This is a genomic window from Methyloglobulus sp. (assembly GCF_046714055.1).
Taxonomy (GTDB): domain Bacteria; phylum Pseudomonadota; class Gammaproteobacteria; order Methylococcales; family Methylomonadaceae; genus Methyloglobulus.
In genome coordinates this window covers 1-20,682 of sequence record NZ_JBKKBJ010000256.1, presented here as the reverse complement: position 1 = coordinate 20,682, position 20,682 = coordinate 1, and the positions used below count along the sequence as shown (strand labels likewise).

The following is a 20,682-nucleotide window of genomic DNA, read 5'->3' as shown; positions in this document are numbered from 1 at the left end:
GCATTCCCGTCGGCACACGCCCCCGCCCCCCGCCAACACCGCGCGATACCGGCCTGCAATCGGCGGCCTACCCCGATTGCGTTTTATCATGGGCTAATCCCAGCCGTTGCGGAATAACTCTCGCGTGGTGGTTGAAACAGTACGCCCCAAGCTCCCTGCCATCCACGATGGCTTGAAGCCCAAGGTCAACTGCGTTTGTACCAAACTACGCTCTTCTATACTTAATTGCTGGTATTTTTTTATGCAACATTTCCCTTCGAAAAATGTTGCACTTCAATTTTGAGCATTCCCAGGATAAAAAGCATGACACAACCGAAAAAAATCCTAAGACTTCCAGCACTATGCGAGAAATTCAGAATGAGCAGGACAACCGTTTATCGCTTAATGGAAACTGACAGCGACTTCCCCAAGAAAATTACCCTATCGACGCGTATTATCGGCTTTACGAAGAGGATGCTGATAGTTGGCTGGAAAAACGAGCGAATAATTATAGAGCGTAAAAAGCCCGAAACCTTTAACAGTAGCCAGTAGCCGAGCTTTCTTTATTCCAATTCACCAAAACACGAACCGCTGTTTTGTAGCATTGGTGTACGGATAGCACTACTCGGCATGGAGAAAATAACCATGCTATACCAAACAATTGAACCCAAAACTGAACGGTTACTATCACAGTTAAGTGGTGCCAAGAACACAGGGCGTGACCGATGGTTTTAGCCTTATACCCTGCCCATGACGATCGTTCACAATGCCTGGTTATCAAGCAGGATGATGACCGCATCTTAATTCGATGTTTCGCAGGGTGTGGCTACCTTGAAGTATTGGCGGCAATCGGCTAGATGCTGGAGCCTTGTTCCCTGACCAGGCGCAAGACCCAAACAGTAAACCAATGCCACCACTACGTTTCAGCAAATCAGGGATGTTCGACTTGGCCGTTGAGGCTGACATAGTGGCATTAGGCTGGGGAACGGCTTGCTTGTAAATGGCAGCGTGTCGGATACTGACCGCGAACGTGTCCAAAGGGCTTACAGCACCGTCTTAAATTTGTTGTGCGAGGTGCGGAGACGCCCCTGGCAAGGTTCGGTTTTTTATTGTCCAACGACGTGCCATAAGGTATCGTCGGAGACTTTTTCAGGATCAACCAATTAACGATTACATAGCCTATTTAATGGCTTTAAAGCCAATATCCGTCCGGTAATAAACATTATCCCAATAAATAGCATTAACCAACCCGTAGGCTTTAGCCTGGGCTTCCTGAATCGTATCGCCTAGCACGCAAACGCACAGAACGCGGCCTCCTGCAGTTACGATAGCATCGCCTTGTTTTTGGGTTCCGGCATGAAACACCTTGGCACCCTCCATTTCCTGTTCCGGTAAACCCGTAATCACCGCGCCTTGCTGATACGAATCAGGATAACCACCTGCCGCCATAACGATGCCCAATGCAGCCCTGGCATCCCAATCGCTGCTGATTGTGTCCAGCTTTTCAGCCAAGGCAGCCACACAAAGTTCAACCAAATCACTTTTCATCCGCATCATGATGGGCTGGGTTTCAGGATCGCCAAAGCGGCAATTGTATTCCAGTACCTTGATTGAGCCATCAGGTGAAATCATTAGCCCTGCATACAAGAAACCCGTATAGGCATGGCCGTCTTCCGCCATACCTGCCAAGGTCGGCGATATGACTTCCTGCATAACGCGCCGGTGAATATCGGGCGTGACCACAGGTGCAGGCGAATAAGCGCCCATACCGCCGGTATTCGGGCCTTTGTCGCCGTTATCACGCGCCTTATGGTCTTGAGAGGTTGCCATGGCTAAGGCATGTTTGCCATCAGCAATGACAATAAAACTGGCTTCTTCGCCTAGCAGGAATTCCTCTATGACAACCCGGCTTCCGGCAACGCCGAATGCGTTACCTGAGAGCATGTCTTCAACAGCGTCAATGGCTTCCTGTTCGGTCTGCGCCACAACAACCCCTTTCCCTGCCGCCAAGCCGTCCGCCTTTACCACGATGGGTGCGCCTTGCGTTTTTATATAAGCAATTGCTTGAGCTTGATCGGTAAAACTTTGGTATTTGGCAGTCGGAATGTTGTGCCTAACCATAAAGTCTTTACAAAAACTTTTGGATCCTTCCAGTTGCGCCGCCTGGGCTGTGGGGCCAAAGCATTGCAGCCCTGCTTGCTCGAAACTGTCGACAATACCCATCGTCAAGGGAACCTCAGAGCCGACAATGGTAAGGTCGACCTGTTCTTTCTTTGCAAATGCCAGTAGTTCGAGAATATCCGTCGCGGCAATGGCGATGTTTTCAACGCCAGCCTCTAGCGCTGTCCCAGCATTGCCTGGCGCGACAAAGACTTTCTTTACTTTCGGGGACTGCTTTACCTTCCAGGCCAGAGCGTGCTCGCGTCCACCGCTACCGACGATAAGGATTTTCATGGTCGAGGTTCATCATAAAAAAATCAGTTATATTTGATGTTTCCGCGCTACCGTAGGGGCAATCCCTTGTGGTTGCCCGGACAGGCGTGATTACCAGGGCAGGCAGGTGGTTACCAGGGCAGGCACGAGGCCTGCCCCTACAATGCTCACACCATTTGGGTGGTTAATTATATTTGTACAAGGCATAGATATTTCTTAGCTTAAATCTGATCACGAATACTTCAACTGATTTTTTAGGTTCAATGTATGCTGTTTTCACCTTGAACCTGTGCCTAAATCATCAATGCCTGAAATGCCGCATCCCAGTGAATACCATAGCGATATTATGCTCGTTAGCCGCAGCAATGACTTCCTTATCCCGAGCAGATCCACCCGGTTGAATGATTGCGGTGATCCCCACTTCGGCGGCTGAATCTATGCCGTCCCTAAACGGAAAAAATGCATCTGAAGCCATTGCAGAACCTGCTACCGTCAAACCTTCATCAGCGGCTTTGAGGCCTGCGATTTTGGCAGAATAAACCCGGCTCATCTGCCCAGCTCCAACGCCAATAGTCTGCCCATTCCTGGCATAAACAATCGCATTTGATTTGACGAATTTGGCGACTTTCCAGGCAAATAACATATCCCTCAGTTCCCGTTCGGTGGGGGTGCGCTTGCTAACAACCGTCAAATCAGGGCTGCTGACCTCACCCGAATCTTTCTCTTGAACCAGCACCCCCCCGCTGACATTTTTAAAATTCAGCACAACCTTATTACCGTAATTGAATTCACCGCATTGCAGGACGCGCAGCTTGGACTTTCCCCCCAAGACAGTTTGTGCAGCTTTGCTGAACGTGGGGGCAATAATCACTTCGACGAACTGCCGGCCTATAATCTCCGCCGCCGTTTTTTTGTCCACCTCACGATTGAAGGCAATAATGCCGCCATAAGCGGACGTAGGGTCAGTGGCGTATGCCTTATGGTATGCCCCCAAAACAGTATCGGCTTCTGCAACACCGCAAGGATTGGCATGTTTGACAATCACGCAAGTGGGTCGGTCGGCAAATGATTTGACACATTCCAAAGCTGCATCCGCATCGGCAATATTGTTATAGGACAACTCTTTGCCTTGAAGCTGCCTGGCCGAACCTATCGTTCCCGAAACGGGGTCGAATTCACTATAGAAAGCGGCTTTTTGGTGCGGATTCTCACCATAGCGCATGGGTTGGCTAAGGTAAAACTGTAAATTAAGTGTTTCGGGAAACTCAATCCTGGTTACTTTACCCAAATACGAGGCAATGGCGGTGTCGTAATGCGCGGTATGCTGAAAACACTTCAACGCCAAATTAAAGCGGGTTTGCAAAGAAAGGCCATTACGCGTTTTCAATTCGGTAAGCGTCCTGACATAATCCGACGGTTCGACAATAACAGCCACATCAATATAATTTTTAGCAGCGGCGCGTATCAAGGTAGGGCCGCCAATATCTATATTTTCGATAGCCGTGACCAAAACGCTTTCGGGATTAGCGATGGTATTTTCAAATGGGTATAAGTTAACCACCACCAAATCTATCGGCTTGATGTCGTTTTCTTTCATAATCTCATCATCTAGGCCACGCCTACCTAATATGCCACCATGAATTTTAGGGTGTAAGGTTTTTACCCTGCCATCCATCATTTCAGGAAAACCGGTGTAATCAGCAACTTCGGTCACATCAATATGGTGTTGGGCAAGAATTTTTGCGGTACCTCCGGTCGATATGATTTCAACGCCTAATAAACTGAGTTCACGGCAGAAATCCACGATTCCTGATTTGTCAGAAACACTGACAAGTGCGCGGGTGATTTTTGTTTTCATGCAAACTGATTTGAGTGATAGATGAAACGGGAAAAGAAAAAACGATCTAGGTTATTCTTAACCTAAGCAGGGCGCTGAAAAACCTGCTAGTGCAAGTGCCGTACAGGATATTTAAAAGTCCATGGACGGACTTTTAAATATCCTGTTACGACAATCCGTAAAAATCCATTTTTTTCCGCAGGGTACTGCGGCTTAGTCCTAGTATTTTGGCCGTCTTGCTCTGGTTGTAGCCGGAGTGTTCCAAGGCTGCTTGTAACAGGGGCTTTTCGACTTCTGCCATGACCGTGTTGTATAAATCTTTTACATCATGTCCATGCAATTGTTCCAGATAACGCGAAACCGTCTGTCTGACATGCACAGACAAAGGCGTACACAAGATTAAATGATCGCTTGCATCGATAAGTTCATTGCCTTCCACGAAAGTATCCATAGTACGCAGCGCTATCGTTATTGTTATAAGGTAAATGCTGAATGTATCAGCATCATCTGCTGGGTCGGTTGGGTAGCCTGGTTGATCTTGTCCTTTATGTCCTGGCTGATGAAATCCAGGTGTTTGAGATACCAACTGATATGTTTTCTGGCTATTCTAACACCAGTCACAGTACCGTAGAAACTGTAAAGTTTTTCAAGATGCGCTGCCAATGTCCCATAAATTTCTGTAACACTTGGTTTTTCAATGGCTTTTCCATCGCTGATAAAACAATCAATTTCCTTGAACAACCACGGGTTACCTTGTGCTGCCCGCCCTATCATAAGGGCATCAGCACCGGTTGCATCAAGTACGAATTGGGCTTTTTCAGCAGAACCAATATCGCCATTGGCAATAATGGGGATGCTGACCGCCTGCTTGACCTGCCTTATCGTTCCGTATTCAGCCTGACCCTCAAATTTACAGGCACGGGTTCGTCCATGGACAGTCAAAGCTGCAATACCGGAAGCTTGTGCAATTCTAGCTATTTCAACGGCATTGCGGTTCTGTGCGTCCCAGCCCGTACGAATTTTCAGGGTTACCGGTACAGCAACCGCATCAACAACTGCATCCAGGATTTTTTTCACTAGCTCCGTATCACGTAATAATGCAGAACCTGCCGCCACGGCACAGACTTTCTTCGTTGGGCAACCCATGTTGATGACAATGATTTGGGCACCATGCTGGACATTGTAAATCGCTGCATTAGCCATGTGCTTGGGATCGGTGCCCAGTATCTGAACTGAACACAAGCCTTTTTCACCATCGTGATCCGCTTTCAGCAACGTCTTTTTGTGGTCTCGCAGCGCTGGATTGGATGCCGCCATTTCGGAAACCGCCAACCCTGCACCAAATTCTTTACAGATACCCCTGAACGGACGGTCACTGATTCCGGCCATCGGTGCCAAAACCAATTTATTAGGCAGCTGATAAGGGCCGATTTGCATGATGGTGACAACCAAAGTTCGGTAGGTTGGGTTGGTGCTGTTCCAGCCCAACATCCAGCGGCAATACGTTGGGTTGCGAAAAGACGCACCAACAGTAGGCGCTCTAGGCGACCCAACCTACACAACATTATCGGTATCTTCATTCCAGATGGGGTTGTCCCGGTCTTCAGGCACCAGTTTTACGATGTCTTCTTCATAAACATGCCAAAACGACTTGTCTATCTTGGCATTACTGTAGCCTTCCTTTTTCTCATGGGTAAACGGGCACCACCAGTTTTCCACGATTTTGACCATATAAGCCTGCCATTCAAACACCGCAACGCTGACTGGGCAATACCAGGTGCAATTCAAAATCCAGTACAGTTTGTACTTGGCAAGGCTTAATTTAAAAGTCCCATCCATGGTGATCTGATTTTTTAGGGTATAGCGATGGCTATTCCTGTCCGGCAGAAAATCCGAGAAAGTTTTGATATTTTTGCCGCCTATCAACCATAAGTGAAAATAAGTCATATAGGCGCTGAGGAACACGAAAGGTAAAGTGACTATAGGCAAGTACACAAAAAACAAACCAATTGCCCTACGCCATACAGGCAATTGCCTGTGGTTTTTGCCGATTTCAGCACGACTGGAACAGGTGTCGCAAGCTTTCATTAATTAGTTTTCCTCGTTAATGGTGGTTTTGTATCATCAATTTCCATTGATTTGTTATTCATATATATAAGCTGGTAAATGCTCTGGCATCCCGCACAACAAAACGACAGCAGGCCTTTCCCCGTAACCAGGGAAAAGCCTTCGATTTCCACCAGTAACCCGCAAAGATCGCAACTTTTTTTATATTCTACCGTGACCACTAAAGATGCCTCAATGACTTTATAGGCTAGCAGCGACAGTGCAAAAAAATGTTTTTAAATATGCCGTCTCGGGTATGGCGGGATCTATCGGGTGGTCCCCCCCCTGCCCTGCACAGGAAAAAAACGTCAGATGCCGGTCGATATGCCGCCCTGATGAACGCAAAATTTCTTGCAGATTTTCAGCGCTCAGATGAAAAGAGCAAGACGCTGAAATCAGTATGCCATTTTTGGCCAGCACCTGAAGCGCAAGCTGGTTTAACCACCGGTAAGCTTCATATCCTTGCTTAAAATCTTTTTTACGTTTAATCAAAGCAGGTGGATCCAGCACAATTATGTCATAAAGCTGCCCTTCTTGACGCGCTTGTTTGAGAAAATCGAAGACATCGCTGCGGACAAAGTACATTTTATCTTCGACCCGATTGAGCTTTGCATTTTCAATAGCCAGGGCCAGTGCGCCTTCTGATGCATCGACACAAGTCACTTCTACAGCTCCGCCCAAAGCAGCAGGAATACCCCATGCGCCGGCATAGGAAAACAAATCCAATACTCGCTGGTTTTTTGCGAACATTGCCACAATCGCCCGGCTAGCTCGGTGGTCATAAAACCACCCGGTTTTTTGTCCTGCCAAAATATCTACCTTGAACATGGCTCCGTTTTCTTCAATTACCAGTGGCTCTGGAAGTTGACCGTAGACTACATAAGATTCCGTGTCCAACCCTTCTAATTGCCGCTGGCTGTTATCGTTTTTCAGGACGATTGCGGAAGGTGACAATAGCTCAAGCAGTGCTGCTATCAGTATGTCTTTCCGCAGATCAATGCCTACGGTCGTGATTTGCACGGACAACACCGAGCCAAAACGGTCAATCACCAATCCCGGCAAGCCGTCGCTTTCGCCATAAACCAGCCGGTAGTAGGGCTTAGCGAAAAGCTTTTCACGTAAAGCCAAGGCTGTTGCAAGACGTTCTTTAAAAAAATTGATCCCGCATTTAAGGTTACCTTTTCTGGATAACAATCTTGCACAAATCAGGCTTTGCGGATTGATGTAGGCCGTTCCCATCACCTTGCCCACACTGGTTTTCACCTGCACCAAATCGCCTGGGGCAAATTGCTCAAGCGGGGAACGTTTTGTGTCAATCTCATTGCTAAAAACCCACAAGTGTCCTAGGCGCAGGCGTTTGTCCTCATTTTTCTTTAAAAAGATTTCGCCATGCACCATAGTAGTCAATAAATAAGGTCAAAATTATAGCCGCCGATGCCAGTTTCCGGCGCGGCGATGATCAAGCGGGCCTCCACGGTTTCATCAGGGGCAATTGAAAAATTTGTGTGTGCCTTTCCGGTTAAATAGTCCTTTGGCGCAAAAATCCTTTGTGCGAACAGTTGTTCGTTATAATTGAGCAGGGTCAGCTTAATGTTCGGTAAACGTTGCTTGAAAGGCGCTTGGTTATTGATGACGGCCTTGAACGCAATCGTGTTATCGGAATTAGGTGCAAAAGAGCTTTGTAGCACGGCAAACTCAGCAAGATTTTCGTAATCCGGTAATTGGCAACCTAGCCAGCGGCACAGTTTTTCCAACTGCGGACGGTAGGATGTATTTTGACTCAAGCTACCGCTTTCGAAATAGATGATTTGCCCAACCAGAAGTAAGGAAGCCATAATAAAGCCCAAACGCCAATTAACATTAACAGGCGTTTTTTCGACCTCCCAAGGCAAACGCTCCGTAGCGGAAGGTGTTGTTAGCGCACTGATGGCCGCTTCATCGGGGTTATTCTTTTTGGGGTCGGTGCCTATGTTTATTTTGGCTTGCTGCCGATCCTCCCTGAGTTTTTTTTTCGATCTGGGCTTATGGTTAGGGTCGGCTTTTGCTATAAATTCGGCTTTGGCTTCCGCTATCAGTCCTGTTGGTTTTTCATTCAACAACTCCAAGGCATTAAATTTTTTCGAACAGTCACTGCAATAGATAAGCGTTTTTTTCCCGCGTAGTTGCCCTTTGTTCAATGGGTAGGTTTTGCGGCAATCAGGGCATTGGGTAAACATCTTTTTAGCGCTTAATTCCGGCTAGCCTAACCCAATCATCCTGTTGCACAGGCTTATTCAGCAGCAGGAAAGGTTGATAAGCATCAATGACGGAATCGGCCTGTTCAGCAAGAATGCCCGACAGGACAAGCTGGCCCTTTGAAATCACCAACCCGGCAATCTGCCCAACCATATCAATCAACGGCTTCGCCAGTATATTGGCCAAGACCACATCCGCCTTCACATTGGTGGCCTTAAATTGTTCCGGCAGGCAGCATATAATTTTATCCTGGACATTATTTTTCACTGCATTATCCTCTGCCGCAGTTATCGCTTGGGGATCAATATCCACTGCGTAGGCCATTCTTGCACCTAGTAATAACGCTGCAATGGCCAATATGCCAGAACCGCAGCCATAGTCGATCACTGTTTTTCCGGTTACGTCGTGGCTTGCCAACCATTCCAAGCACAGGGCCGTGGTAGGGTGCGTTCCAGTACCGAAAGCCAACCCCGGATCCAGAATCAAACACACCGTGTTCTCTTCCCGCTGTTCCTGGCCTGTAGGACAAACCCAGAGTTTTCCGGCAAATTTCATGGGCCGGTAATATTCCATCCAGGTACGTTCCCAAGCCTGGTCGGCAATCTCTTCAAACACCCAATCTTCCAGGGCTTCTTGCTGAAAGTGCTTGAGTGTCCGGCTTTTCATGTTTGCAGGGTCAACAGTCAACTCATAAAGTGCGATGACCCGTGTCTGAGCCCATATTTTTATCTCGCCGATGGCCGGTTCGTAAACCGGTTCATCTTTGGCATCCATATAGGTGACCGACACTGCGCCAAGATCGCTGAAAAAATCCGCGACCTTGGGTGCGGTATTTTCACTGGTGATAACTGAAATTTGATGCCAAGCCATAGTTTAGGAAATTCAAGATAACATCGGAACGGTTTTTGATGATAGGTAAAGTATAACGATTCACCACGAAGATCACGAAGCGTTTGTTAATAGTGAGACGGCTGATGCGAACTGGCTTTTAGCCCGACATTTGACCAAGTAAAACTAAGGAATCTCTGAACAAGTCCTTCGACAGGCTCAGGACGAACGGCAACTGGTTGATTACGTTTGTGGTGAATCGTGAGTTGGTCGAACGATCAAACCATGAACGGAATCAATTTGTTCAGAATTTCCCGAATCAACAAACTTCGTGTCCTCCGTGTTCTTCGTGGTGAAATAAAAGTCTTTACTATGAGGCTCACCGGACAATTAAGTTAAAGCAAATTAAGTAATCCCCAGCTTCTTTTCCAGATAATGGATATTTTGTCCACCCGCCGCGAAAGCGCTGTCATTCATAATATCCTGCTGCAACGGAATATTCGTTTTAATGCCGTCAATGATGATTTCACTAAGTGCGGTATTCATCCGGGCAATGGCGCTTTTGCGATCCTCGCCATGCGCGATCAGTTTGCCGATCATCGAATCGTAATAAGGCGGCACCTTATAACCATTGTAAATATGGGTTTCGCAGCGTATGCCTGGGCCACCGGGCATGTGGAATTGTTCTATCGTTCCGGGGCACGGCACGAAAGTCCTGGGATCTTCTGCATTCAGGCGGCACTCGATGGCATGTCCGGTCATCCTGACCTGCCCTTGCGTGAGGGATAATGGCAAACCTGCGGCAATACGGAATTGCTCCTTGACAATATCAAAGCCGGTTATCATCTCGGTGACCGGGTGCTCAACTTGCACACGGGTATTCATCTCAATAAAGAAGAACTGGCCTTTTTCATAGAGGAACTCGAAAGTCCCAGCGCCCAGGTAACCAATATCAATACACGCCTTGGCACAACGCTCGCCAATCGTCTTGCGTTGCTCCTCGGTAATACCGGGTGCCGGCGCTTCTTCCACCACTTTTTGGTGGCGGCGCTGCATGGAGCAATCACGCTCGCCCAGATGTATCGCATTGCCGTGAGAATCCGCCATCACTTGAAATTCGATATGCCGTGGATCTTCCAGGAATTTTTCCATGTACACCGTGCTATTGCCAAAAGCCGTACCGGCTTCCGCTTTGGTCATGGTGATTGCATTGATTAACGCAGCTTCAGTATGGACCGTACGCATACCGCGACCACCACCACCGCCCGCCGCTTTGATGATGACCGGATAGCCGATTTCTTGCGCCAGTTTGAGATTTTTTTTGGAATTATCGCCTAGCGGATCATTATTGCCCGGCACACAAGGAATTCCCGCCGCAATCATGGCATTTTTGGCGGAAATCTTGTCGCCCATCAGACGGATGGTATCGGCATTAGGGCCGATGAACACGAACCCGCTTTGCTTTACCTTTTCGGAAAAATCGGCATTTTCCGATAAAAAACCATAACCGGGATGAATGGCTTCTGCATCAGTCACTTCGGCTGCACTGATAATGGCGGGAATGTTCAGGTAACTGTCGATGGATGCAGCCGGCCCTATGCAAACCGACTCATCGGCCAGACGGACATGTTTCAAGTCCCGGTCAGCCTCAGAGTGGACAGCAACAACCTTGATTCCCAACTCCCTACAGGCACGCAGTATACGCAGGGCAATTTCGCCACGGTTGGCAATGACTATCTTATCGAACATGGTTTTCTCGTCCAGATGTTATTCAATGATGAATAAGGGTTGACCATATTCGACAGGTTCGGCATTTTCCACCAAAATCTTGGTTATGGTTCCGCTCTTGTCCGCTTCGATCTGGTTAAGTATCTTCATGGCTTCGATAATGCACAGGGTATCTCCCTGCTTCACAGAATGGCCGACTTCAACAAAGGCTTTCGTGCCTGGGGAAGCGGAAGCGGAGCGGTAAAACGTCCCGACCATAGGCGATTTAACGATGTGGCCTGATATGGTTTCTTCTGATGCGGGGGTTATTGCGATACCCGGAACCTGACTGACTGGAGCAGGTGCATAAGCGATAGCCGTAGGCGGGGCAGAATAACGACTGATACGGATAGCTTCTTCGCCTTCCTTAATCTCCAGCTCTGCTATTCCCGACTCCTCTAAAATTTCGATCAATTTTTTTATTTTTCTAATGTCCATGGTTTTTCTCTTGCTTGATATATTCTAATGAGCATATATTCTGATGGGCCGCCTGTAAAGCCAGCTCGTAACCCGTTGCACCCAACCCAGAAATGACGCCAACCGCTATATCCGAAAGATAAGAGTGGCTCCTGAACGGTTCGCGGGCATGTACGTTTGATAGGTGAACTTCAATAAAGGGTATCCGGGTTGCCAATAAGGCATCACGAATGGCAATACTGGTGTGCGTAAATGCTGCCGGATTGATGATAATGAAATCTACTTGGCCTTGGTAAGCCTGATGTATCAGCTCGACGATTTCATGCTCGGCATTGTTTTGATAAAAATTTAGCTGGTGATTTAATTCTGCCGCCCTTTGCTCCAAGCTTTGCCTGATGTCGGCCAAGGTTTTGTTACCGTAGTGCTTAGGCTCACGCAGGCCTAATAAATTTAAATTGGGCCCATTTAATACGGTAATTGTCGCCATGACCACACTGCTGCCGGGTTAAAATGAATTTTAGCGGCTAATTGTGCCTAAGTTCACGGATTTTGTCCAGATATGGGCGCAATTTTGGATAAATCGATACGCGAAATCACCAAAATCCGACGCGCATTATCATGTGGTGAATCTTAGCATCTGATAAATCAGGCATTTTGTTTGTAACTTTACTATGGTACAAAACTCCAATAATCCTTAGCGCTGTGTGTGCATCATGCACCAAAATGGATATTAAAATCCGCGCTAAGTCAATACCTTATCTATTTGAACTCTAGGATTTTATTTAATCACCAATTAAGGGTAGTATTATCACAACACTACCTTCTGGAACAAAACATGCCACACAGAAATTTCAAACAAAGCAAACCAAGCCCAACGATTTGTGCCCTCCCAGACTTAGGGATGGAAGAGCAGCACTTGATGGATGATTTTAAGCGCTACTACGGACACAGGCTGGGCCGGGATGAAAATTGCAGATCCCTACACTACGCTTATGAGGCGCTTTCCTTAGCGATTAGCGACCGCTTAGTCGAACGCTGGAAAAAAACTTACAACGCCTATAAAGAACAGGATTGCAAAAGGGCCAACTACCTGTCCATGGAATTCCTAATGGGCCGCACACTCAGTAACGCCATGATTAATCTGGGCATTACTGATATTACCACAAAAGCCATGTACGACCTGGGGCTTGAATTGGAAGAGCTTATCGACAATGAACCTGATGCTGGACTAGGCAACGGCGGCTTAGGCCGTCTGGCCGCTTGCTTTATCGATAGTTGTGCAACCTTGCAATTACCCGTTACCGGTTACGGCTTACGTTATGAATATGGCATGTTTTCACAACTGATCATCAATGGCGAACAGGTAGAAAAGCCCGATCATTGGCTGCGCAACGGCAACGTCTGGGAAATTGAGCGGTTTGAGTACAAGCAGATCATCAAGTTCGGTGGACGTACTGAAACTCATATAGACGAACGGGGGGAAAAACGGGTGTGCTGGGTCGATACCCATGATGTCCTGGCCGTACCTTTCGACACCCCTATTCCCGGATACCGCAATGGCACCGTCAACACCTTACGTTTATGGAAAGCCACGGCAACCGAAGAATTTGATTTGCAGGAATTTAATGAAGGCGATTATGTCGAGGCCGTCGCTGCAAAAAATAGCGCCGAAAACATCACCATGGTGTTGTACCCCAACGATGCCAGCGAAAACGGCAAGGTTCTCCGCTTAAAGCAGCAATATCTACTAGCGTCCGCAAGTTTACAGGATGTCATGGCGATCTGGATCGGGCGGCATGGCAATGACTTTTCCGAATTTGCTGCAAAAAACTGCTTTCAGCTCAATGATACCCATCCCAGCATAGCGGTTGCCGAACTGATGCGCTTGCTAATGGACATCCATGGCCTGGATTGGGATCATGCTTGGAAAATCACCCGCAATACCATGGCTTATACCAACCACACCTTATTGCCAGAAGCCCTGGAACGCTGGCCGGTCAACCTGTTCAAGCAGTTATTGCCCAGGCTCACGGAGATCATTTTTGACATCAACGTCCACTTCCTCGCTGAAGTCTCTGCACACTGGCCCGGCGATAAGGATCGCCTAGTCCGAATGTCGTTGATTGAAGAGGGCCCGGAACAGCAAGTCAGGATGGCGTATCTGGCTATAGTCGGCAGCCACTCGGTCAACGGCGTTGCCGAATTGCATTCAAAGCTGTTGCAACAAGGACTGTTCCACGATTTCTACCAACTGTGGCCGCAAAAATTCAATAACAAAACCAATGGCGTCACGCCAAGGCGCTGGTTAGCCTCGTGTAATCCCGAGCTGGCAAGTTTAATCACTGAAACAATAGGCGATGGCTGGTTGACCGAGTTATCCTTGTTAAAAAACCTTGCGCCTTATGCTGACGATAAGGCTTTCCGCGAACGCTGGCAACTTATTCAGCAAAATGCAAAGCAAAGGCTGGTTGATTTAAAAAAACAGGAACACGACATTGACGTGAATGTTAATGCCCTGTTTGATGTGCAAGTCAAACGTATCCATGAATACAAACGCCAATTGCTGAATGTATTGCATGTGATTCATCTTTATGACCGCATTAAACGAGGCGATACCGCAAACTGGACAGAACGCTGTGTGCTAATCGGCGGCAAGGCGGCGCCGGGTTATTACATGGCAAAAAAAATCATCAAATTGATAAATAATGTCGGCAATGTCATCAATAGCGATCCTGATGTCGGTGACAGGCTTAAACTGATTTTTCTCCCAAATTACCGCGTTTCGGCCATGGAAATCATTTGTCCAGGCGCTGACCTTTCCGAGCAAATTTCAACAGCCGGCAAAGAAGCCTCCGGCACCGGCAATATGAAATTCATGATGAACGGAGCCCTAACCATCGGTACGCTGGACGGCGCTAATATCGAGATTCGTGAGGAAGTGGGCGATGAGAACTTCTTCCTGTTCGGTTTGACCGAAGACCAGGTTGAAGCAACCCGTCATCATTACGATCCGACCTCCATAATTGAGCAAGATGAGGATCTGAAGAGAGTGATGAACCTGCTCGAATGGGAGCATTTTAACCAATTCGAGCCTGGTATTTTTGACAGCTTGATTGCATCCATGAAGAGCCCCCACGACCCTTGGGTGACTATCGCCGATTTCCGCAGCTTTGTAGACGCACAAAAACGCGTCGAGACCGCTTACCGGGACACCGAACGCTGGACACGAATGAGCATACTCAACTGCGCTGCCAGCGGAAAATTTTCTACTGACAGGACTATCACAGAATACAACAATGACATTTGGAAGCTGACACCCGTTAAGGTCGATAACTGACGGTAATGTCCCATATTGTTTTGTACGGACGAGAAATTCCCACAATTACCGGTAAACTAAACAGCCACCGGCTAAGGCCGGTGGCTGTTTAGTTTTTATGGGAGGCTTTCGACAGCGCCCTATCCAAGCGCTTTTCTAATTCCACAAGTTTACGGTAGGAACGAATGTTGACTTCATAATCCAGTTCGGCACGTTTTTCCGAATGAGCAGATTGGTGGTTTTGGCTGATCAACAGAAAGCCGGTGATCAGGACGGCTTCAATGGCCAGAATGATTTCCAGCAGGCTGTACGGATACTCATCGAAGTTTCGTAAACCCCCAAAAAAACCTTCATTAGCTAAAACCCAAACGGTAAACCAAAGGATATGTAGGATGACAAACTGGGGTTTGGCAATGAAGTCCGTAACTTTGTCAGCCAAGCGTTCTATCCAGTTTTTTGTCGCCTGGATCTCTTCCAGCACATATTTGAATTCACCTAAGGCTTTGTGGCATTGGTGATTGCCGCAAAAAACGACGTCCTCTGTGTTCTCTCCGCCACAGGCTGGACAAATAATAATGCCTTCATATGTCCCCGAACTGGAATTGCTAAGCCTCGTGTCTGGTAAAGGTGCTGTTTGTCTACTGCGTTTGTTTCCGATTAACGTCATAGTGCCCAATGCGCCCACCAATACGGGCAGTAAAATAGCCAGTTCAAAAATCGTAGACAATGGCAACAAAGTACGCAATAGCCCCAGTGCGAAACTACCCAATCCGACACCCAGCATGAGCGCCGCCACCATCAACGACGAAACTAGCGCGGCTTGCTGCGGAAAGCGTGACGAAGCAAGTCCTACCGTCAGCGGAAAAAATCCAGAACAGCTTAAACCAGCGAAGCTGTAAGTGACGATACCGGAGATAGCGGAATCAATCGCCGGTAAGCACAAGAAGGCACCTGCCATCAACAACGGAAAGCCCAACCAAACAACGCTTGCTGACAGCCTAGACACCAGCCAGGAGGTCAATAATCGCCCCAAGGCCAACGCCGCCCAGAATGCCGACAGGGCGGCACCTGCATTCTGCGGGCTTATTTGTTTATCTTCTTGTAAAAAAATCACCGCCCAATTGCTAAACAAGCCTTCGCAAAAAGCATAGACAACCGCCACTGCGAACAATAACCAGAATGCGGGTGTTCGTATGAGCCTTGCTGTTTCTGCCTCTTTGGGAATTGCAGTATCATCAACAGGAAAACGAAACGCCAAGGACAAAAGCAATAAACAGAAAGCCAAGCCTGCCAGCCCTACCGGAAAAATATGCCAACGATCCATTCCCACTAACAGGCCGACAACCCAGGGCCCCAATGCCAGACCCGTACCAATAAGGGTGTGCAAAGCGGTGAGTGTGCTGTCCGGCTTAGTCGGGAAAAACACGATGGGATAGCGGTTGAGCGGTGCCGCAGACAGCCCGAAACCCATACCTAAAAGAGAAGTTCCCAAAGCCACTAGCGCAAAACCGGATCTGCCTCCCATACCAACACCGGACAGCAAAGCAAGCTGTGACAGGCCGTTGGCTATCAGCGACAATCTCAGTAGAGTTGGCAAGCCCAAACGTCTTGCCAATACCCCACCCATAACAGCGCCTACAGCTGTCAGCACCACTTGAAATAGAAATATAATTCCATATTCAGTGTCAGAGAGATGTAAAGCTGTTTTCAATACCGAGCTAAGCGCAGGAAAACTGACTAATGTCAACCCCTGGAGCAATCCGACCATAAAGACGAGAATGACCACCGTATATTTATTTCTAACCTCAACTATCGTAGTGTTCATGTTTACCTCCCCTCTGTTCCCTTCTTGGCTTAACATTGCCTTCTTTTCCAATTTCAAACCCGGCAATATCCTGTCCATGACAACGCATAACCAGATTAGCCAATAACCCTGTCCAACCGGTTTGATGGGCAGCGCCTAAACCAAAACCGTTATCGCTATGGAAATATTCAAAAAACTGCAAATGCCCACGCCAATGAGGATCGGGTTGCCAAGGACTGCTAGGAATAAAGGCAGGAATCTTTCCGGTTGTATCGGGCCGGTAGAGATTAGCCATGCGCCGCGCCAAACTGTCTACCACCTCACGCAAGGTCAATTCACCCTCAGCCAAACTGGGCGCTAACACCGTATAGCCATCGCCCAGAAAGCGGTTGAATTTCTCTAGCGCCAGGATGAGCACATAATTGGTCGGCAACCATACCGACCCACGCCAGTTGGAATTGCCCCCGAACAGGCCGGAATTGGATTTGCCCGGCACATACTCAATCAACGCCTCGCCAATTCCAGGCAAAAAATCAAGATCACGACGTTCGGCATGAATGCGGCTGACACTACGGATACCGTGCGGAGATAGGAACTCGCGTTCGTCAAACAAGCGCCTTACGATGGCAGGCAGCATGGTATGGTCCACCAACGACAACAAATGTTCTCCCCGGTCATTTTCATGGGCTGGGCAGGCACAAATAAAATTGCCGTGGAACACGCCGCCTGCGTGGCTTTCGAGCAGCTTGCGAAATCTCGGCACCTGTTCCAAAAGGCGTTGATCGACAACTTCGCAGGCAAATAGAGGGATCAGCCCCACCCAGGAATAAACATCCACCCGATGATGGGTGCCATTGGGTTCAACCAGCAAATCCTTAAAGAAACCATCGTCAGCATCCCACAACGACACACCAGTGGCCGCATGTCCGGTAACGCTATTGGCGATATTCAGGAACTGTTCGTAGGTCTGGATGGCCGTGTCTTCGTAATCGGGGTCTTGCACCGCCAGTTCCAGCGCCATGACCGTCATATTCATGGCAAACATTGCCATCCAGCCTGAGGCATCGGATTGCTTAAGCTTATACCCATCAGGCAAGCGCATGGAGCGGTCAAACACCGAGATATTGTCCAAACCCAGAAAGCCGCCTTCAAACACATTGAGGCCATCGCCGTCCTTGTTGTTGATCCACCAGGTGTAATTCATCAGCAATTTGTGGAATACCCGTTGCAGGAAATTACGGTCGCCCTGACCACGCTGTTGTCGTTCCGTCCTGAATACTTGTAAAGCGCCTACCTAAGGCATGAACAGGCGGATTCACATCGCCAAATGCCCATTCATAGGCAGGAATCTGGCCATTCGGATGCAGGTAAGTTTCCCTTAGCAACAACTCGATTTGATCTTTGGCGAAATCCACATCAATCAGGCTGAAGGCCATGCAGTGAAAAGCCAGGTCTCAAGCTGCGAACCAGGGGTATTCCCAGGTATCGGGCATCGAAATGACATCACCGGCGCGTAGGTGTTTCCAGTGCGCGTTACGCCCAAACTTGCGGTTTTCGGGAGGCGGCAGGCCGTCGCCTTGCAGCCAACGCAAAACATCAAAATGGAAGAATTGCTTAGACCAGATCATGCCCGCCATGGCCTGACGAAACAGCCTATGGTCATCAGCATCAACTTCTTTTGGTAACACGCCCTTATAAAAAGCATCCGCTTCTGCCTGGCGCCGTAAAAATAGCGTATCGGTGATCGCAAATGGATTTGGTGTTACCCGCGCGGTAAGCACCAATTCGATGGTCTCCACACCACCCGCAGGAACGGTAAGCTTATACCAGGCCGCGCACTTGGTTCCCGCCAATGACGAATTAACTGCGGAACAATCGTTTTCTATCAACCGGCGGTGAAAACTGTCTTTGACGTAAGGTTTTGCATTGGCTAATCCCCATAACCGTTGGCTGTTACTTTCATTTTCGGTGAAGAGCAAATCAGCAGGTTGTTTGCCGTACAAATGGTATTCACCTAGCTCAGTATGTGCAGCTTTGACCGACCAGACAGCTTCACTTTGGCATCCAGACTCCAACATTGGTTTTTCGGGTGCTTCTTTATCCCAACTCCAGGTGTTACGAAACCACAGTGTCGGCAATAAATGCAGCGTCGCTGCCTCTGGGCTGCGGTTGCTGGCGATAATTCGTATATGGATTTCGTCAGTTGATGCTTTGGCATACTCGACCTGCACATCCCAGTAGCGGTTATCCTGAAACACGCCCGTATCCAGAAGGCTGAACGGCGGTCGGTCACGCCCACGCCTGGCGTTTTCTTCCACCAGTTGGCTGTACGGATAGTCGGCTTGCGGATATTTGTAGAGATATTTCAAGTAACTGTGGCTGGGGACTCATTCTACGAAGCTTGATCTAAACGAGCTAAAATTAAAAAATTTGACTTATGGGGTTAGATTTCCTATTGTTAGCCCAGCTTGGGGAACCGTTTTTGGAAACTTCAGATTCCAATCTAAACGGGAAGTGGGGACTTCATTAAAGGGTGAGAGCCCAAATATCCTCCGATTTTCATTTGGGACAATAGTATGCCAATTTCAATTTTCTCAATTCGCAAAATCACTTTGTTTATTCTCGTTCTGGCATTATTGACATTAGCCGCAATCTGGATACGCGCAAGGTATGAATCAGCCGTTTACAGCCCTCCTCCTACCAAGGAGCAGAATAAAACCATTGGAATTTCAACTTTCGTTGATCATGTTGTTCTGAACACCGTTCGCGATGGATTCATGTCGGAACTGATAGCAGGGGGATATATCAAGGAGAATGGCTGGAATGTCACGATCCTGAATGCCAACGGCAATCCGGCCGAGGCCGCCGCGATTGCTGATGAGTTGTTGAATATCAAGCCAACCGTATTGGTCAGCTTTACCACGCCAGCCACAAAACCCTTATTCGAAAAGAACAATGGCCGCTATCCACTTATTTTCAGCTTTGTCAGCTTTCCCGAGAGTATTGGGATTACCGATCAATCCCCGAACGTAACAGGACTCAGCGACGGTGTTGATTTCAATCTTTTGCTATCCCTGATCCAGGATACCCTTCCCAAGATAAAACGTATCGGCATGGTATATTCCGACGAACCGAATGCGCAAGTCAGTTACGATCGCATGAGAGCGCTGGCGGAAACCGCTCGGTTCCAGTTTTCCAGCCAGACAGTCAGTAAGGAAGAGGAGGTTCGCGGCGCGGTCGACGCATTGATTCAGCAGCCCCGAAAGCGCCGCCCACAAGCCATAGTCGTCGGAGCGGATGGCGTAGTGACCAACAAGATTGTAGCGCTGCTCGATGCGGCCAACGCTGCGAAGATACCGGTTTTCGCAGTGGATGAGGCATCCGTCGAGAAAGGTGCGTTAGCGGGGCTTTCCGTGAACTATTCGGATTTCGGCAAGGAGACCGCAAGAGTGACAATGCGCGTCCTTAAAGGAGAAAAGCCTGAAACCATACCCATGAACCGCTTTCTGGCAAAGGAAATCCTTGTCAACAAAATTACCGCCAAGAAAATCGGTGTCGATATCCCTTCCAAGGTTATCGAACGCGCGATTAGAGTCATTGAGTAAGGCTTGCCAATGCCCGCCACTACATTTATTGACAGTGCGCTACTCCAATCGCTTTTATACTGTTACTTGGCGCTCTCGGTTTACCTCAGTTTGCGAATACTGGATTTTCCCGATCTCACTATCGAAGGGAGCTTTCCGCTCGGAGCGGCCATCGCGGCCAGTTGCTCGATCCATTTCGGTTCACCGATGCTGGGAGCGGTTCTGGCTATTCTGGGCGGTTATGCCGCAGGGGCACTCACTGCTGTTCTGTACGAATACGTGGGGCTTGGCAAGCTTGAGTGGCATTGTCGTTGCAACGGGGCTTTACTCGTTTAATTTCCGCATCATGCGGGCTAATGCCAATCTGTATCTTTCG

At 48.3% G+C, this 20,682-nt stretch carries 19 protein-coding genes; 4 read left to right on the top strand and 15 right to left on the bottom strand.

Annotated elements, in window-relative coordinates:
* Window positions 1–303: 303 nt before the first annotated feature.
* Window positions 304–531, top strand: a complete 228-nt coding sequence (locus tag ACLQ6D_RS15265) for a helix-turn-helix transcriptional regulator (RefSeq protein ID WP_411728170.1) — start codon at window positions 304–306, stop codon at window positions 529–531.
* Between the two features lie 627 nt (window positions 532–1,158).
* On the opposite strand, the gene purD is transcribed toward ACLQ6D_RS15265, so the two are convergent.
* The 11 genes from purD to aroQ all read right to left on the bottom strand — a co-directional run bounded on the left by purD (window position 1,159) and on the right by aroQ (window position 12,089).
* A complete protein-coding gene (gene purD, locus ACLQ6D_RS15260; protein WP_411728169.1) occupies window positions 1,159–2,433 on the bottom strand; it encodes a phosphoribosylamine--glycine ligase in 1,275 nt (424 codons plus the stop codon).
* A gap of 280 nt (window positions 2,434–2,713) precedes the next feature.
* A complete protein-coding gene (gene purH, locus ACLQ6D_RS15255) occupies window positions 2,714–4,270 on the bottom strand; it encodes a bifunctional phosphoribosylaminoimidazolecarboxamide formyltransferase/IMP cyclohydrolase (RefSeq protein WP_411728168.1) in 1,557 nt (518 codons plus the stop codon).
* 145 nt (window positions 4,271–4,415) lie between these two features.
* Complete coding sequence (locus tag ACLQ6D_RS15250; protein ID WP_411728167.1) at window positions 4,416–4,700, bottom strand: helix-turn-helix domain-containing protein; 285 nt, start codon at window positions 4,698–4,700, stop codon at window positions 4,416–4,418.
* A gap of 23 nt (window positions 4,701–4,723) precedes the next feature.
* Window positions 4,724–5,686 carry a tRNA dihydrouridine synthase DusB gene (gene dusB / locus ACLQ6D_RS15245; protein WP_411728172.1) on the bottom strand — a complete coding sequence of 321 codons (963 nt, stop codon included), beginning with the start codon at window positions 5,684–5,686 and terminating at the stop codon, window positions 4,724–4,726.
* A gap of 117 nt (window positions 5,687–5,803) precedes the next feature.
* Entirely contained in the window at window positions 5,804–6,337 is a 534-nt protein-coding gene (locus tag ACLQ6D_RS15240; RefSeq protein WP_411728166.1) for a hypothetical protein, read from the bottom strand.
* Between the two features lie 219 nt (window positions 6,338–6,556).
* On the bottom strand, window positions 6,557–7,753 hold the full coding sequence (locus ACLQ6D_RS15235) for a class I SAM-dependent rRNA methyltransferase (protein ID WP_411728171.1): 1,197 nt from the start codon (window positions 7,751–7,753) through the stop codon (window positions 6,557–6,559).
* A gap of 5 nt (window positions 7,754–7,758) precedes the next feature.
* On the bottom strand, window positions 7,759–8,571 hold the full coding sequence (locus tag ACLQ6D_RS15230) for a zinc-ribbon and DUF3426 domain-containing protein (RefSeq protein WP_411728165.1): 813 nt from the start codon (window positions 8,569–8,571) through the stop codon (window positions 7,759–7,761).
* A gap of 4 nt (window positions 8,572–8,575) precedes the next feature.
* Window positions 8,576–9,460, bottom strand: a complete 885-nt coding sequence (gene prmA / locus ACLQ6D_RS15225) for a 50S ribosomal protein L11 methyltransferase (RefSeq protein WP_411728164.1) — start codon at window positions 9,458–9,460, stop codon at window positions 8,576–8,578.
* A gap of 363 nt (window positions 9,461–9,823) precedes the next feature.
* Window positions 9,824–11,167 carry an acetyl-CoA carboxylase biotin carboxylase subunit gene (gene accC / locus ACLQ6D_RS15220; protein ID WP_411728163.1) on the bottom strand — a complete coding sequence of 448 codons (1,344 nt, stop codon included), beginning with the start codon at window positions 11,165–11,167 and terminating at the stop codon, window positions 9,824–9,826.
* Between the two features lie 18 nt (window positions 11,168–11,185).
* Window positions 11,186–11,623, bottom strand: coding sequence for an acetyl-CoA carboxylase biotin carboxyl carrier protein (gene accB / locus ACLQ6D_RS15215; RefSeq protein ID WP_411728162.1), 438 nt, complete (start codon window positions 11,621–11,623; stop codon window positions 11,186–11,188).
* Entirely contained in the window at window positions 11,613–12,089 is a 477-nt protein-coding gene (gene aroQ, locus ACLQ6D_RS15210; RefSeq protein WP_411728161.1) for a type II 3-dehydroquinate dehydratase, read from the bottom strand. The genes accB and aroQ overlap by 11 nt, the downstream gene beginning before the upstream one ends.
* Before the next feature lie 348 nt (window positions 12,090–12,437).
* Here aroQ and ACLQ6D_RS15205 point away from each other — a divergent pair, with 348 nt between their 5' ends.
* On the top strand, window positions 12,438–14,939 hold the full coding sequence (locus ACLQ6D_RS15205; RefSeq protein WP_411728160.1) for a glycogen/starch/alpha-glucan phosphorylase: 2,502 nt from the start codon (window positions 12,438–12,440) through the stop codon (window positions 14,937–14,939).
* Between the two features lie 88 nt (window positions 14,940–15,027).
* Here ACLQ6D_RS15205 and ACLQ6D_RS15200 read toward each other — a convergent pair whose 3' ends face one another.
* The 4 genes from ACLQ6D_RS15200 to ACLQ6D_RS15185 are packed head-to-tail and all read right to left on the bottom strand — an operon-like array spanning window position 15,028 to window position 19,091.
* Window positions 15,028–16,743, bottom strand: coding sequence for an MFS transporter (locus ACLQ6D_RS15200; protein ID WP_411728159.1), 1,716 nt, complete (start codon window positions 16,741–16,743; stop codon window positions 15,028–15,030).
* A complete protein-coding gene (locus ACLQ6D_RS15195; protein ID WP_411728158.1) occupies window positions 16,724–17,926 on the bottom strand; it encodes a hypothetical protein in 1,203 nt (400 codons plus the stop codon). Before ACLQ6D_RS15195 ends, ACLQ6D_RS15200 begins: the two co-directional genes overlap by 20 nt.
* A 31-nt stretch (window positions 17,927–17,957) precedes the next feature.
* Complete coding sequence (locus ACLQ6D_RS15190) at window positions 17,958–18,158, bottom strand: hypothetical protein (protein ID WP_411728157.1); 201 nt, start codon at window positions 18,156–18,158, stop codon at window positions 17,958–17,960.
* Between the two features lie 18 nt (window positions 18,159–18,176).
* Window positions 18,177–19,091, bottom strand: a complete 915-nt coding sequence (locus ACLQ6D_RS15185) for a hypothetical protein (RefSeq protein WP_411728156.1) — start codon at window positions 19,089–19,091, stop codon at window positions 18,177–18,179.
* Between the two features lie 207 nt (window positions 19,092–19,298).
* Here ACLQ6D_RS15185 and ACLQ6D_RS15180 point away from each other — a divergent pair, with 207 nt between their 5' ends.
* Together ACLQ6D_RS15180 and ACLQ6D_RS15175 are read left to right on the top strand one after the other, a co-directional pair.
* Window positions 19,299–20,327 (top strand): ABC transporter substrate-binding protein, encoded by a 1,029-nt coding sequence (locus tag ACLQ6D_RS15180; protein WP_411728155.1) that lies wholly within the window; start codon window positions 19,299–19,301, stop codon window positions 20,325–20,327.
* Window positions 20,328–20,336: 9 nt separating this feature from the next.
* Complete coding sequence (locus ACLQ6D_RS15175; protein WP_411728154.1) at window positions 20,337–20,642, top strand: ABC transporter permease subunit; 306 nt, start codon at window positions 20,337–20,339, stop codon at window positions 20,640–20,642.
* Window positions 20,643–20,682: the final 40 nt, after the last annotated feature.

Excerpts from the sequence above, each read along its gene's own strand:
- dusB (WP_411728172.1), bottom strand. The coding sequence starts at position 5,686 with ATGCAAATCGGCCCTTATCAGCTGCCTAATAAATTGGTTTTGGCACCG.
- aroQ (WP_411728161.1), bottom strand. The coding sequence starts at position 12,089 with ATGGCGACAATTACCGTATTAAATGGGCCCAATTTAAATTTATTAGGC.
- ACLQ6D_RS15250 (WP_411728167.1), bottom strand. The coding sequence starts at position 4,700 with ATGGATACTTTCGTGGAAGGCAATGAACTTATCGATGCAAGCGATCAT.
- ACLQ6D_RS15180 (WP_411728155.1), top strand. The coding sequence starts at position 19,299 with ATGCCAATTTCAATTTTCTCAATTCGCAAAATCACTTTGTTTATTCTC.
- prmA (WP_411728164.1), bottom strand. The coding sequence starts at position 9,460 with ATGGCTTGGCATCAAATTTCAGTTATCACCAGTGAAAATACCGCACCC.
- ACLQ6D_RS15175 (WP_411728154.1), top strand. The coding sequence starts at position 20,337 with ATGCCCGCCACTACATTTATTGACAGTGCGCTACTCCAATCGCTTTTA.
- accB (WP_411728162.1), bottom strand. The coding sequence starts at position 11,623 with ATGGACATTAGAAAAATAAAAAAATTGATCGAAATTTTAGAGGAGTCG.
- purH (WP_411728168.1), bottom strand. The coding sequence starts at position 4,270 with ATGAAAACAAAAATCACCCGCGCACTTGTCAGTGTTTCTGACAAATCA.
- ACLQ6D_RS15230 (WP_411728165.1), bottom strand. The coding sequence starts at position 8,571 with ATGTTTACCCAATGCCCTGATTGCCGCAAAACCTACCCATTGAACAAA.
- ACLQ6D_RS15265 (WP_411728170.1), top strand. The coding sequence starts at position 304 with ATGACACAACCGAAAAAAATCCTAAGACTTCCAGCACTATGCGAGAAA.
- accC (WP_411728163.1), bottom strand. The coding sequence starts at position 11,167 with ATGTTCGATAAGATAGTCATTGCCAACCGTGGCGAAATTGCCCTGCGT.
- ACLQ6D_RS15200 (WP_411728159.1), bottom strand. The coding sequence starts at position 16,743 with ATGAACACTACGATAGTTGAGGTTAGAAATAAATATACGGTGGTCATT.
- ACLQ6D_RS15195 (WP_411728158.1), bottom strand. The coding sequence starts at position 17,926 with ATGAATTACACCTGGTGGATCAACAACAAGGACGGCGATGGCCTCAAT.
- ACLQ6D_RS15240 (WP_411728166.1), bottom strand. The coding sequence starts at position 6,337 with ATGAAAGCTTGCGACACCTGTTCCAGTCGTGCTGAAATCGGCAAAAAC.
- ACLQ6D_RS15235 (WP_411728171.1), bottom strand. The coding sequence starts at position 7,753 with ATGGTGCATGGCGAAATCTTTTTAAAGAAAAATGAGGACAAACGCCTG.
- ACLQ6D_RS15190 (WP_411728157.1), bottom strand. The coding sequence starts at position 18,158 with ATGGCCTTCAGCCTGATTGATGTGGATTTCGCCAAAGATCAAATCGAG.
- purD (WP_411728169.1), bottom strand. The coding sequence starts at position 2,433 with ATGAAAATCCTTATCGTCGGTAGCGGTGGACGCGAGCACGCTCTGGCC.
- ACLQ6D_RS15205 (WP_411728160.1), top strand. The coding sequence starts at position 12,438 with ATGCCACACAGAAATTTCAAACAAAGCAAACCAAGCCCAACGATTTGT.